11 protein-coding genes and 1 pseudogene are annotated in these 13,264 nt (G+C 68.8%); 3 read left to right on the forward strand and 9 right to left on the reverse strand.

Features of this window, described 5'->3' with window-relative positions; translation table 11 throughout:
* Nucleotides 1–37 precede the first annotated feature (37 nt).
* The 3 genes from AC1RRR_RS15070 to AC1RRR_RS15080 all read right to left on the reverse strand — a co-directional run bounded on the left by AC1RRR_RS15070 (nucleotide 38) and on the right by AC1RRR_RS15080 (nucleotide 7,676).
* Nucleotides 38–2,509, reverse strand: coding sequence for a TonB-dependent receptor (locus tag AC1RRR_RS15070; RefSeq protein WP_492814283.1), 2,472 nt, complete (start codon nucleotides 2,507–2,509; stop codon nucleotides 38–40).
* Between the two features lie 118 nt (nucleotides 2,510–2,627).
* Nucleotides 2,628–6,650, reverse strand: a complete 4,023-nt coding sequence (locus tag AC1RRR_RS15075) for an ice nucleation protein (RefSeq protein WP_492814284.1) — start codon at nucleotides 6,648–6,650, stop codon at nucleotides 2,628–2,630.
* Between the two features lie 117 nt (nucleotides 6,651–6,767).
* Entirely contained in the window at nucleotides 6,768–7,676 is a 909-nt protein-coding gene (locus AC1RRR_RS15080; RefSeq protein WP_492814286.1) for a LysR family transcriptional regulator, read from the reverse strand.
* A 90-nt stretch (nucleotides 7,677–7,766) separates the two neighbouring features.
* Here AC1RRR_RS15080 and AC1RRR_RS15085 point away from each other — a divergent pair, with 90 nt between their 5' ends.
* Complete coding sequence (locus tag AC1RRR_RS15085) at nucleotides 7,767–8,768, forward strand: NAD(P)H-binding protein (protein ID WP_492814288.1); 1,002 nt, start codon at nucleotides 7,767–7,769, stop codon at nucleotides 8,766–8,768.
* Here the strand turns inward: AC1RRR_RS15085 and AC1RRR_RS15090 are convergent.
* The 3 genes from AC1RRR_RS15090 to AC1RRR_RS15100 all read right to left on the reverse strand — a co-directional run bounded on the left by AC1RRR_RS15090 (nucleotide 8,765) and on the right by AC1RRR_RS15100 (nucleotide 10,626).
* Nucleotides 8,765–9,271, reverse strand: coding sequence for a sugar O-acetyltransferase (locus AC1RRR_RS15090; protein ID WP_492814289.1), 507 nt, complete (start codon nucleotides 9,269–9,271; stop codon nucleotides 8,765–8,767). The two genes, AC1RRR_RS15085 and AC1RRR_RS15090, sit on opposite strands and share 4 nt — an antisense overlap.
* Before the next feature lie 87 nt (nucleotides 9,272–9,358).
* Nucleotides 9,359–9,748: a DUF1801 domain-containing protein gene (locus tag AC1RRR_RS15095; RefSeq protein ID WP_492814291.1), complete on the reverse strand. Its 390-nt coding sequence runs from the start codon at nucleotides 9,746–9,748 to the stop codon at nucleotides 9,359–9,361.
* Nucleotides 9,745–10,626: a LysR substrate-binding domain-containing protein gene (locus tag AC1RRR_RS15100; protein WP_492814293.1), complete on the reverse strand. Its 882-nt coding sequence runs from the start codon at nucleotides 10,624–10,626 to the stop codon at nucleotides 9,745–9,747. Before AC1RRR_RS15100 ends, AC1RRR_RS15095 begins: the two co-directional genes overlap by 4 nt.
* A 146-nt stretch (nucleotides 10,627–10,772) precedes the next feature.
* Between AC1RRR_RS15100 and AC1RRR_RS15105 the strand changes: the two genes are divergently transcribed.
* On the forward strand, nucleotides 10,773–10,895 hold the full coding sequence (locus AC1RRR_RS15105) for a hypothetical protein (protein ID WP_492814294.1): 123 nt from the start codon (nucleotides 10,773–10,775) through the stop codon (nucleotides 10,893–10,895).
* An 86-nt stretch (nucleotides 10,896–10,981) separates the two neighbouring features.
* Here AC1RRR_RS15105 and AC1RRR_RS15110 read toward each other — a convergent pair whose 3' ends face one another.
* Nucleotides 10,982–11,923 (reverse strand): electron transfer flavoprotein subunit alpha/FixB family protein, encoded by a 942-nt coding sequence (locus AC1RRR_RS15110; protein WP_454714074.1) that lies wholly within the window; start codon nucleotides 11,921–11,923, stop codon nucleotides 10,982–10,984.
* A complete protein-coding gene (locus tag AC1RRR_RS15115) occupies nucleotides 11,923–12,669 on the reverse strand; it encodes an electron transfer flavoprotein subunit beta/FixA family protein (RefSeq protein WP_492814295.1) in 747 nt (248 codons plus the stop codon). Before AC1RRR_RS15115 ends, AC1RRR_RS15110 begins: the two co-directional genes overlap by 1 nt.
* Before the next feature lie 206 nt (nucleotides 12,670–12,875).
* Between AC1RRR_RS15115 and AC1RRR_RS15120 the strand changes: the two genes are divergently transcribed.
* A complete protein-coding gene (locus AC1RRR_RS15120; RefSeq protein ID WP_492814297.1) occupies nucleotides 12,876–13,151 on the forward strand; it encodes a hypothetical protein in 276 nt (91 codons plus the stop codon).
* Nucleotides 13,152–13,153: 2 nt separating this feature from the next.
* On the opposite strand, the pseudogene AC1RRR_RS15125 reads toward AC1RRR_RS15120, so the two are convergent.
* Nucleotides 13,154–13,240, reverse strand: a pseudogene (locus tag AC1RRR_RS15125) (hypothetical protein); the annotation flags it as partial.
* Between the last annotated feature and the right edge of the window lie 24 nt (nucleotides 13,241–13,264).

The following is a 13,264-nucleotide window of genomic DNA, read 5'->3' on the forward strand; positions in this document are numbered from 1 at the left end:
ACCGCCGGGCCTTTTTTGTTTTCCGGGATGCCAGGTCCTAGAAGTCCGCAGACACCGTCACGAAGCCCATGCGCGGAGCCTGCGGGAAGGCCGTGTAGCCGCCCGTGTTGCTGGTGACGCCGGCCGTCGAGACGCCCTTCTTGTCGAAGAGGTTGGTGACGTTGGCGCTCAGGCGCAGGCCCTTCACGAAGCCCTTGTCGCTCATGTCGAAGGTGTAGCCGGCCTGCAGGTCGACCAGCATCATCGACTTGACCGACAGGTCGTTGAGGTAGGTCACGAAACGCTTGCCGACATAGTCGCCGCTGATCTGGGCGTCGAAGGCGCCGTAGTTGAAGCGGGCGATGGTCTTGTTCATCCACTTGGGCATCAGCGGCACGTACTTGCCGCCGGTGGCCACGGTGACCGGGGTCGAGACGCCGCCGACCAGGGTGGTGCCCGACTGGTAGTCCTGGTCGTACTTGGACTCGTTGTAGGACAGCGCGTTGTAGAGCTGGAAGTGCTCGCCGAACTTCAGCGTGCCGGCGATGTCGACGCCCTTGGTGGTCACGTCGCCGACATTGGCCAGGATGGCCGGCGCCGGGTTGATGAAGTTGTAGGGCGCGATGTTCAGCAGGCGGTTGCTGAACTTCACATTGTAGGCGTTGATCTGGCCATCGACGCCGGTGATCGGGCCCCAGGCCACGTCGTGACGCGTGCGCAGGCCGATCTCATAGGTCCACGAGGTCTCGGGCTTCACCGTCGTCTTGAACAGCTCGAACGCCGCTTGCGTGCCCAGGCTCCAGGCCGAGAAGCCGTAGAAGCCGCTGCCGGCGCCGTACGGGATGAACTGGCGCATGTTCTGCTGGACGTTGACGAACACCTGCTCGTTCTCGGTGGCGTCCCACAGCAGGCCCGCTTGCGGCAGGAACCACTTGTTGGAGGTGATCGAGCCGGTCGGATAACGCACCGGCACGGCCACGGTCGGCAGGTTGACCTGGTTGACCGGGAACTTGCCGGTGGCGTCCTGCAGGCTGGACTTGAAGCCGGCCTGCAGCAGCAGGTTCGGCATGACGCGCCACTGGTCCTGCAGGTGCAGCTGGATGTCGTTGGTGAAGAACTCGGCCGCGTACTGGGTCAGGGCCTTCTTGCCGCGCGGCACGTCGTACGGCGACAGGTCGTTGTTCTCCTTGGTCATCGGATACCAGGCGCGCTGCTGGGCCGGTTCATTGTGCTCGAACCAGACGCCGCCCTTGATCTGATGGTCGCCCAGGGTCCACTCGGCCGTCGAGATCAGGCCCGTGCGGTTGATGCGGTACTCGGTGGTGCGCACCGCGTTGCCCGTGCCGCCCATCAGCGCGACGATGTTGGCCAGGGTGCCCGGGCTGGTCGCCGAGCCGCCGACCACCAGGTTCGGATAGTAGGTGGCGAACAGGGCCGGCAGGCCGGCGGTGTTGACCGGGCCGGCGACGATGCCGCGGCCGAAGTTGTAGTGGTGATAGATCTGGTTGGTCCAGGTGAAGCCCTCGACCGGCTTCCACTCGTACTTGAGGTACGAGAGGATGTCTTCGCGCTGGGCGGCGCTGAAGCAGTTCGAGAAGTTGTTGCCCTGGGCCGGGTTCGGGGTGCCCGGACCGCCGGTCAGCGTGCTCGTGCAGGCCGCCAGGTTCGGATACAGGAACGGACGGCTATAGGGCGTGAAGCCGGCCGCCGCGGCGGTCTGCTGGTTGCCCATGGCGGTGGCGTCTTCGTTCGGCTCCACCTTCATCTGCCAGTCGGCGTAGAAGGTCAGCACGCCCTTGTCGGCTTCCTTGACCAGCTTCAGGTTCACCTGATGGCCGCGCTGGTGACCGTCGAAGTCCCAGGCCTTGGCGTCCTGGCGCAGGTACGAGACATAGCCCTTGAAGCCATTGCTCATGTCGCCGCTGTCGAGGCGCACGAAGGTGCGGCTGGTCTCGTTGCTGCCGACGGTCTGGCGGATGTTCAGACCACGCTCGGCCGACGGATCACGGCTGAAAGTCTCGATGGCGCCGCCCAGGTTGCTGGTCGAGGCCACGCCCAGCGAGCCGGCGCCCGAGGACAGGGTCACGCGCGAGACGTTTTCCGAAGTGACGGCGCGCGACACCGACAGGCCGTTGTAGTTGCCGTACTGCTGGTCGCCCAGCGGCACGCCGTCCATGGTGAAGCCCAGCTGCTGGGTCGAGAAGCCGTGGACGAACAGCGACAGGTTCTGCTCGTTGTTGCCCCATGGATCGGCGGTCCGATAGACGACGCCCGGCAGGAACTGGATGGCCTTCAGCGGGCTGGCGCCGGGCAGGACCGACTGGATCTGCGACGACTGCATGGTCACCGCCGAGCGGGTCTCGCGCTGGCTGGTGATGATGACCTGCTCGACGCTGGTCGAATCGGTTTCAGCGGCGGCCGGCGTCGCGGCGGCGGTCTCGGCGGCGTGAGCGCTGGCGCCCATCAGCGCCAGCAGCGCGGCGCTGCACCACAGCGCGGCTTGCCGGCTGGTCTTCTTGTCGAATTGCATCTTGTGCCCATCCCTCTTCGCAAATGCGAATTCCCGAAGGCGGGGATAGGGACGCCCCAAGACGGAGCCGCGACAGAAACACGACGCTCGCGTTACGGTGGCGCCGAAGACACAGGTGCTAGAGCCCGATGGCCTCCAGCTGAGCCCTCGACATGGCGTCCAGCTGCGACGAGGTCAGCTTGTTGACCTGGGCGCGCGACAGGCCGCTGAGCTGGCCGGGCGAGAAGGCGGCGATCTGCTGGCTGGTGAAGCCCGGGATCTGGGTGGGCATCAGCTGGCCGATCTGGGTGGCGCTCAGGCTCTGGACCGCCACGGTCGGAATCTGGCCGATCTGGGTGGTGGTCAGGGCCCCCAGCTGGGCGCCCGACAGCCGCGCCAGGCCGTCGGCCCCGAAGGCCGTCAGCTGCTCGCCCGAGAAGCCCCGCACCTGGGTCGCCGACAGGCTGCCAAAATAGTCCGCGCTCATGCCGTTCAGCGCCGTCATCGACAGGGCGCTGATCTGGCCGGCGCTGATGGCGCCCAGCTGGGTCTTGTTGAACTCGCCCATGTCGGTCGCCGACAGGCCGCGCACCTGGATCGGCGTCAGGGACTGGATCTGGGCGGCCGACAGGGCGGCGACCTGGGTCACGGTGAAGGCCGAGATGTCGGCGGCCGAGAAGCCTTCCAGCTGCGCCGCGCCCAGGGCCCCGACCTGGCTGACGGTGAAGTCGCCGATGTCCTCGGCGGTGAAACCCTCGATCTGGGTCGCCGTCAGGCCGCGGATCTGGCTGGTGGTCAGGCGGGCGAACTCCGTGGCGTTCAGGGCCGACAGGATCTCGCCGCGCACCGCGCCGATCTGGGCCGAGGACAGCACCGCCACCTGGCTGGACGACAGCAGGCCGAAGCTGGAGGCGTCCAGGCCGGCTACCTGAGTGGTCGACAGGCCGCCGACCTGGGTGGTGGTCATGCTGGACAGGCGCGAGGTTCCCAGGGCCGCGAAGGCCGAGGACGACAGGGCGCCGATCTGGCTGGGGCTCAGGGCCGCGAACTCGGTGGTGTTCAGGCTGCCGATCAGGGTGGTCGACAGGCCCGCCATCTGGGTGGCGCTGAGCTGGCCCAGGCGGCCCCGGATCAGGCTGTCGGACAGGCCCGACAGCTGGGTCGGCGACAGGCCCGCGAACTGGGTCGCCGACAGGCTGGCGATGGCGGTGGTCGACAGGCTGCCCAGGTTCGTGCCCGACAGGGCGCCCAGCTGCGAGGCGGTCAGATAGCCGACCTGGGTGGCCGACAGCTCGCCGAAGTCCGTGCTGGACAGGCTGCCGACCTGGGTCGTGCTCAGGCTTTGGACCTGGGTGGACGACAGACGCGCGACCTGGGTCGTGGTCAGGGCCGACAGGGCGGTGGCCGATAGCGACGACAGGAAGGTGGCGTTCAGGCCGCCGACCTGGGTCGTGGCCAGGGCCATCAGCTGGGTCGCGGTCAGCGTCCCGGCCTGGGTCGCCGACAGGCCGGCCAATTGGCCCGAGGTCAGGCCGGCCACCTGGGTGGCGCTCATCGCCGGCAGGACGTCGGCGGCCAGGGCGCTCAGCTGGGCCGAACTCAGCGCCGCCAGCTGGGCGGCCGACAGGCCTTCCATCTGGGTGGGGCGCAGGGCGGTGATCTGGGCGGCGACCAGCGCCTTGACCTGGGTGGTGCTCAGCGCGCTCAGCTGGGTGGCGCTCAGGGCCGCGACGTCGGTGGCGGGCAGGGCGGCCAGCTGGGTCGGTCCGATCGCGCCGATCTGGGTGGCGCTGAACTCGGCCATGTCGTTGGGCGTCAGCCCGGCCAGCTGGCTGGAGGTCAGGCCCCGGATCTGCTGGGTGCTGAGCGCGCCGATGTGGTCGGCGTCCAGGGCCTGGAAGGTGGTGGGCGACAGGCCCGACAGCTGCGTGGACGACAGCAGGGCCAGGCGCTCGGGCTCCAGCCCGGTCACGGCGGTGATCGACAGGCCGGCGATCTGGGTCGAGCGCAGGGCCTGCCACTGCGCGGTGCTGAGATGGTCCAGGTCGTCGCCGTCCAGGCCGCCGATCTGGACGGCCGACAGGCCCTGGACCTGGGTGGGGGCCAGGCTGGCCCACTGGGTGGCGTCGAGATCGGCGATCAGGGTCGGCGACAGCGCGCCCACCTGGGCGGTGGTCAGGGCCGAGACCTGGGTGGTCGAGAGCAGGCCGAAGGTGGTGGTCGAGAAGCTCTTGATCTGGGTCGCCGTCAGGGCGCGGAGCTGGGCGATGCTCAGCTGGTCCAGGCTTTCGTCGGCCAGCTGGTTCAGGGTGGTGGTCGACAGGGCCGCGATCTGGCTGGGGTACAGCGCGCCGACCTGGGTGGCGCTCAGCGCCTCGACCATGGTCGAGGGCAGGTTGGCCATGTGCTCGTTCGTCAGGCTGCGCATCTGCACCGACGTCAGGGCGGCGATCTGCGTCTCGGAGAGCGAGGACAGGGCGCCCACCGGCATGCGGCCGATCTGCGTCCCGCTCAGCTTGCCGACCGCGGTGGTCGACAGGTGCGGGATCATCACCGCGATCTGCGTTCCGTCCAGGGCGCCCAGCTGCGCGACGCCCAGCTGGGCGACGTCGGTGTCCGACAGGCCCTTCAGCTGCGTCGTCGTCAGGGCTTTGATCTGCTGGGTCGTCAGCTTGAGCGACTGGCTCTCGCTCAGGGCCGACAGCGCCTCGGGCGTGAAGCCGTTGATCTGGGCCGGGGCGATGCCGCTCAGCTCGGTCAGGCTGAGGCGCGCCACGTCGGTGGCCGAGAGGGTCTTCAGCTGGGCGGCCGTCACGCCCGTCCACTGGGTGCGGGTCAGTTCCGCCACCCCGCGCAGCGCCGCCAGCTGCGGCCCGGTCAAGGCGCCGATCTGGCCGGCGTTGAAGGCCGTGGTCTGCTCCGGCGTCATGGCCGCGATGTCGGTGGTCGACAGCGCCTTCAGCTGCAGCGCCGTCAGGTTCTTGAGCTGGGTGGGGCTGAAGGCCGCGAACTGCTCGTCCGACAGGGCCGCCAGACGCTCGGGCGCCAGCGTGGCCAGCTGGGCGGCCGTGAAGGCCTTCAGCTGGGCGCGGGTGAACTCGTTGAGGTCGTCGCCGTCCAGCATCCTCAGCTGCTCGGGACGCAGGGTGGCGATCTGGGCGGCGCTGAGCGCGCTGACCTGGGTGGCGTCCAGCGCCGCGAAACCGGTGGGCGGCAGGCCGCCGATGGCGCCGGGCGTCAGGGCGGCCAGTTGTTCGGGGCTGAGGCCGGCGACCGCCGTGATCGACAGGGCGGCGGTCTGGTTGTTGGCCAGGCCCGACAGCTGGGTCGGCGTCAGCGCATCCAGAAAAACCGAGCCGGCCTTGCCCAGCTCGGTGGCCGACAGCGCGCGGATCTGGGTCGGCTGCAGGCTGGCCGAGCGGCTGCCGGCCAGGGCCTTCAGCTGGTCGCTGTTCAGCGCCGACAGCTGCAGGTTGGTGACCTTCGACCACTGCTCCGGCGTGGTCAGGGCGATGTCCTCGGCGCTGAGGGTGCGCAGGATCGGAACGCTCAGGCTGGCGAACTGCGTCGCGGACAGGGCGCGCAGCTGATCAGGCGTCAGGGTCTGGACCTGGGTCTGGCTCAAGGCGGCGACCTGGGAGGGCGTCAGGCCGCTGATCTGTTCGGACGTGAACTCGGCCAGGTCGCTCAGCGGCAGGGCGCGCAGCTGCGACGGCGACAGGGCGCGGACCTGGGCCAGGCTCAGACTCTGCACCTGGGTCTGGTTCAGGGCCGAGAAGCTGGTCGCGCTCAGGGCCGACACCTGGGTCGTGGCCATGGCGTCCAGCGTCTGGGTGCTGAGCGCCGCCATCTGGGTCGTCGACAGCGACTGCACCTGGGCCTGGTTCAGCAGCCCCAGCTGGGAGGGGCTGAAGCTGATCGCGTTCGACAGGCGCGGCAGCTGGGTGGCCGTGAGACCGGGCAGCTGGTTCTGATTGAACTTGGCGAACTGCTCGGCGGTCAGGCCGCCGATCGCGGTGGCCGAGATGGCCGACACCTGGGCGCGGGTCAGCTTGGCGAATTCCGAAGGCGGGGCGTTGGCCAGCTCGGCGGCCGTCAGCGTCGCGATCTTGGCGGCCGTCAGGGTGGAGAGGGCCGGCGTATCGGAATTGATGGCAACCATGCGCGCACCGAACTCGAAAGCCGCCGCGCGATCCTCTTCGAGGGCGCATGGCGAATGGGCCGCCAACTTCCGGGCGGCGATTCTGCAGTCTCCACTCTAGGTGGAAAGATGTTTAGTTCAAACTGTATTTCCTATCTTGGCATACATGGTCAAGCCTGACACCAGGGCGTCGAACACCAATCTCACCCGCCGGACGTCCTTCAGATCCTCGTGGGTGACGACGAAGGTCTCCAGGTCGAAGCTGAACACCTCGGGCAGGACGCGCTCCAGCATCGGGTCGCGGGCGGCCAGCCCGACCTGGCAGACGCCCAGGCCCAGACCCGCCCGGATCGCCGCCAGCTGGGCCACGTCGTTGTCGGTGCGGAAGGCGAATTCGTCGACGCGCAAATCCAGGCCCATGGCCTTGACCGCCCGCACGCCGATGGTCTCGCTCTCGTAGCCGATCAGCGGCATCCGGCGGGCTTCCTCCAGATTGGCCGGCCGGCCCCAGGCGTCCAGCATCCGTTTGTGGGCGTGCATGCCCAGCGTGATGTTCCCCACCCGCTTGGCGACCAGCGCCTCCTGGGTGGGGCGAACCATACGCACGGCGATGTCGGCCTCGCGGCGCAGCAGGTCCTCGCTGCGGTTGGTCAGGGCCAGCTCCAGGACGATGCCCGGATGAACCTCTCGCAGCTGGGCCAGGATCGCCGGCAGCACCTCCATGCCCACCACCTCGCTGGCGGTGATCCGCACCACGCCCGACGCCGCCCCCGCCTCGGCCGAGGCGGCGCGGGCCAGGGACGCCGCCGCGATGGCCATGGCCCGCGCGTGCTGGGCCAAGTCGCGGCCTAGGGGCGTGGGCGACAGGCCCGAGGGCGAGCGGGTGAACAGGGCCACGCCCAGCTGGGCCTCCAGGTCCTCGATCCGTCGGCGCACGGTGGGCTGGGCCGCGCCCAGCTCGCGGGCGGCGGCCGACAGGCTGCCGGTGTCGATGACGGCCAGGAAGGCGCGCTGGCGTTCCCAGTCGATGGTGGTCGGAGTGCTCATACATTTTTGATAGGCCGATAGAGTGTTCTGGGCAATTTCTATCGAGGTGGTCGCGCTGCATCTTCGGGTCATCAACTTGAGGAGCCCGCCATGACCGTCCCCGAACCCCGCATCGCTCTTGTCCTCGGCGCCAATGGCGGCGTGGGCGGCGAGACCGCCGCCGCCCTGGTCCGCCACGGCTGGACCGTCCGCGCCCTGGTCCGTGACACCAGCAAGGCCCGCCTGCCGGGCGTGACCTACCTGCAAGGCGACGTGATGGACCGCGCCGCCGTGGTCGCGGCGGCGGAGGGCGCATCGATCATCGTCCACGCGGTGAACCCGCCCGGCTACCAGGGCTGGAAGAAGCTGGTGCTGCCGATGATCGACAACACCGTGGCCGCCGCCCGCGTCAGCGGGGCGCGGATCCTGCTGCCGGGCACGATCTACAACTACGACCCCGCCGCCCACGCGGTGATCGACGAGGCCACGCCCCAGCGCGCCTACACTCGCAAGGGCAAGATCCGCATCGAGATGGAGGCCCGGCTCGAGGCTGCTTCCGCAAGCGGCGTCCGATCGCTGATCCTGCGGGCCGGCGATTATTTCGGCCCGCGCTCGACCGCCAACAGCTGGTTCGCCTCGGGCCTGGTCAAGCCAGGCCAGCCGGTGAAGACCATCCTCTATCCGGGCGACAAGGGCGTCGGCCACGCCTGGGCCTATCTGCCCGACGTCGGCGAGACCTTCGCGAGACTGGCCGACCGTGAGGGCCAGCTGCCGGCCTTCGCCCGCTTCCACTTCGCGGGCCACTGGGACGCCGACGGTACCGCCATGATCCGCGCCATCGCCCGCGCGGCCGGCCAAAAGCGCCCCAACGCGCTGCGCCTGCCCTGGGGCCTGTTGCCGATCGCCGGCCTGTTCAGCGAGACCCTCCGGGAACTGGCCGAGATGCAGCCCTTCTGGCGCCATCCGGTCCGCCTGGAGAACCGCAAGCTGGAAGCCTTCCTCGGCGAGGAGCCCCGCACGCCGCTGGACCTGGCGGTGACGTCGACGATGCGCGGACTGAACGTGCCGGTGGCCGAGAGCGCGCCGACGCTGCGGTTGGCGCGGGCGGCTTAAGGAGTCTCGGCGATCGAGCGGATGACCCGGGCAGGATTGCCGCCGACCAGCGTATTGGGCGGCACGTCCTTGGTGACCACCGAGCCGGCCGCGACGACGGAGTTCTCGCCCACGGTCACGCCGCCGATGATCGTCACGCCCGCCGCGATCCAGACATTGCGCGCGATCACGATGGGCGCGGCGGTCACGCCGTCGCGCCGCCGGGAGGGCTCGATCGGATGGCCCGAGGTGATCAGGCTGACATTGGGGCCGATCATCACGTCGTCGCCGATCTCGACCCCGCCCAGGTCGTAGATGGTGCAGTTCTGGTTGATGAAGACGTTGCGGCCGACGCGGATGTCGGGCCCGCCGGTCGTGAAGAACGGCGGCAGCAGCAGGAAGGTCTCGTCGACCGCCTTGCCGATCAGCTCGCTAAACAGCCGCCGGATCTCATCGGCGTCGTTGAAGGTCAGGCGGTTGAGGGCCGGGACGAGGGTCGCCGCGCGCTTGACGTTGGCGGTCATCGCCGCCGACTCCGCCGTCCGCCGGGGGATGAACCGCTCGCGACCGTTGCCTGCCATCTTCGAATCCTCACGCGACAAAACGCGAGCCTAGGCGAGGCGCTTCTGGATGTCCTCGTACGCCGCCGCGATCAGCGCGGTCAGCGCCGCCTCGTCCGTGGGCTGGCCCCAGACCACCTTCACGTGCCGCATCAGCTTGCCCGAGCCCTGCAGCAGGCCGGCCGGGTCGGGGAGCTCGGCGCCGTGGAAGAAGCCGATATTCACGTGGGCCTTGAAGGCGTCGACATAGGCGAAGGCAGCGTCGGCGACGCAGGCGGTGGGATGGCCGTCGTGCAGCAGCTCGCGGACGTCGGGGCCACAGGCGCGGATCGCCTCGAACCAGGGGCGGGCCAGTTGGCGCAGCGGATCGGGCGCGGTGAGCCAGGCCTCGACGTCGGGATCATGGCGGACGGCGCTGGGCAGCAGGAACAGTCGGCTCATCGCCCCCGCTCGCCTTCCGTCTTGGCCAGGAACCAGTCGCGCAGTTTCAGGATCCTGGGCAGTTTGGGATTGTTCTGCCGCCAGACGAAGTTGTGGCCGGTCTCGACGTCGATCTCGCCGGGCAGGGGACGGACCAGGCGGCCCTCGTCGATGTCGCGCTTGGCGTAGCCGCCTCGGGCCAAGGCAAAGCCCAGGCTCTGGGCCGCGGCGTCCAGCATCATGGCTGAACCGTCGAAGCCTAGCGCCGGCCGCAGTTCCGGCGGCTCGATGCCCATCGCGCGGAACCACATGGACCACGGCAGGTCGGTGTGGCGCAGCAGCGGGGCCGACAGCAGGTCCTCGGGCTTTTCGATCGGGTGGCGGGCCAGCAGCGCCGGGCTGCAGACCGGGAAGATGCGTTCGTCCATCAGCCGCACCGACTCCAGGCCGGGCCAGGGCCCGATCCCGTAGCGCAGCGCGACGTCCACGCCGTCGGTGGCCAGGTCCGAGACCCGGTCCTCCACCCGGATGGTCAGGTCCAGCTCGCCCGTCTCGATCGACAGGCGCGCCAGTTGCGGCGACAGCCAGCTGGTGGCGAAGGCCGGGCCGGCGGAGAGGACGATCGGGCCGCTGGCCGCGCGTCGCGCCGAGTCGACCCCTTCGCGCAGGCTGGTGATCGCCTCGCCGATCCGGGCCGCCAGGGTCGCGCCGACGGAGGTGGGCTCCATCTGGTTGCCGCGCCGGGTGAACAGCTGGACTCCCAGCTCCTCCTCCAGCTTGCGGACCTGCTGGCTGACCGCGCCATGGGTCACGAACAGCTCGTCGGCCGCCCGGCTATAGGACCGGTGGCGGGCGGCGGCCTCCAAGGCGACCAGGGACGAGAAGGGCGGCAGGCGCATGGCGGGGGAGCCAGGTTGTTAGCCAGGCTCACAAGTTCCCGCAAATAGCATCGTTCGTAAAGCCCCGGTCGGTTTGGCATTGTCCTGATCACGGGAGACGCGCTGCCCCGCCCCACCAACCGGCGCTCTGGACAAGGAAGACGACGATGAAGACCCTGCTGCTCGCGGGCGCGATGGTGCTCGCCCTGGCCACTGGCGCCGTCCGCACCCCCTCGACCCTGGACGACCCCCATGCGCAATGGGCCAAGATCATCCACACGGCGCGCTGAGCGCGCGCCACATGACCAGCCCAACAAGAAAGGCCCGGAGTTTCCTCCGGGCCTTTCTCTTATTCAGAAGCCTGTAGCGACCGGGCTTATTTGCCGGCGGCGGTCAGGGCGTCCATCAGTTCCGGGACGGCCGTCTTGTAGTCGGCGACCAGGCCGAAGTCGGCCACCTGGAAGATCGGCGCGTCGGCGTCCTTGTTGATCGCGACGATCACTTTGGAGTCCTTCATGCCGGCCAGGTGCTGGATGGCGCCCGAGATGCCGATGGCGACGTACAGCGACGGCGCCACGACCTTGCCCGTTTGGCCGACCTGGTAGTCGTTCGGGGCGTAGCCGGCGTCGACGGCCGCGCGCGAGGCGCCGACGGCGGCGCCCAGCTTGTCGGCCAGCGGCTCGATCACGCGCTGGAACTCTTCGGCCGAACCCATGGCGCGACCGCCGGAGACGACGATCTTGGCCGCGGCCAGTTCCGGACGGTCCGACTTGACCATCTCTTCGCTGACGAAGCGGGTCTTGCCGGCGTCGGCGCCGCCCACGGTTTCCACCGAGGCGCTGCCGCCTTCACCCGCCGCCGCGAAGGCGGTCGGACGGACGGTGATCACCTTCTTGGCGTCCGACGTCTGGATGGTCTCCAGCGCGTTGCCGGCATAGATCGGGCGCGTGAAGGTGTCGGCCGAGACGACCTCGATGATTTCCGAGATCGGGGCGACGTCCAGCTTGGCGGCGACGCGCGGGGCGAAATTCTTGCCGCCGGCGGTGGCCGGGACCAGGATCGCATCGTAATTGCCAGCCAGGGCCAGAACCGCGTCGGCTTGAGCCTCGGCGATGCCGTGACCCAGGGCGTCGGACTCGGCCAGCAGCACCTTGCGGACGCCGGCGATCTTGGCCGCGGCGTCGGCCACGGCCTTGGCGCCCTTGCCCAGGACCAGCACGTCCACGTCGCCCGAGATCTTCAGGGCGGCGGTGACGGTCTTGTGGGTGCCGTCGCGCAGGTGCGCGTTGTCGTTATCAGCGACGACGAGAACAGCCATTACAGCACCCCCGCGGTGTTGAGCTTGGAAACCAGGTCAGCGGCGGTTTCGACCTTGATGCCGGCCGAGCGCTTCGCCGGTTCGGTGACCTTCAGGACCTTGAGGCGCGGAGCCACATCGACGCCGTAGTCGGCGACCGCCTTCTGGGCGATCTCCTTCTTCTTGGCCTTCATGATGTTGGGCAGAGACGCATAGCGCGGCTCGTTCAGGCGCAGGTCCGCCGTGATGATGGCCGGCAGGTCGACGTCCAGGGTCTGGAGGCCGCCGTCGACTTCACGGGTGACCTTGGCGGTCGAGCCCGAGACTTCGAGGGCCGAGGCGTAGGTGGCTTGCGGCCAGCCCAGCAGGGCCGACAGCATCTGGCCGACGGCGTTGTTGTCGCCGTCGATCGCCTGCTTGCCCATGACCACCAGGTTGGGGTTTTCCTCGGCCACGACGGCCGCCAGCAGCTTGGCCACGGCCAGCGGCTCGAGATCGGCGTCGGACGTGATCAGGATGCCGCGGTCGCCGCCCATGGCCAGGGCCGTGCGGATCGTTTCCTGAGCTTGCGCCGGACCGATGCTGACGATGACGACCTCGGTCGCCACGCCCTTTTCCTTGAGACGCACGGCTTCTTCGACCGCGATCTCGCAGAAGGGGTTCATCGACATCTTGACGTTCGCAAGGTCGACACCGGTCTGGTCCGCCTTCACGCGGGCCTTGACGTTGTAATCGATAACCCGTTTGACCGGGACTAGGACCTTCATCGGTTTCCACCGCCTCCAGGCTGCTTTTTATCCTGCTTGGCATCCGACTTACCGCTTGTGCGCCGCAATGCAAGTTTCCCTTTGCGTAAGCGTAATGTGGAAACTTGGGTTCCGTTCAAACGGTTGTACGATTTTCGGCGTTTCACGGTGATCCCACGTCGGTCGAGCCAATTCCCTTAAGGACGGAAAGGCGCTAAGGGGCGGCCATGAACAAGACCTTCACCCGCCTGAAGTACATCTTTCTGGCCCTGTTCCTGCTCGGCAGCGCCGGGGTGCTGGCCTATCACAGCCTGTGGGTGTGGCCGAAAGAGAAGTGCGAAGCCCGCGGCGGCGCCTGGGCCGGCAAGTGGCTGAAGTGCGCGACGGTCTACCCGATCGAGACGATGACGCGCCGGCCGGCGGGGACCCCGCCGATCAATGGGGAGAAGGCGGCTGCTCCGGCTGCGGCGGCGGCTACTCCTGCTGCTCCCGCTAAGAAATAAGGGTCGTCATCCCGCGCTTTATGCGCGGGACCCATCGTTCCGCCGCAGGTGCGGAGCGGAATGGTCCTCTCACGTGCAAGCTGACCCATGGGTCCCGCGCATGAAGCGCGGGA

This window comes from Caulobacter sp. GW821-FHT12D05 (assembly GCF_058807295.1).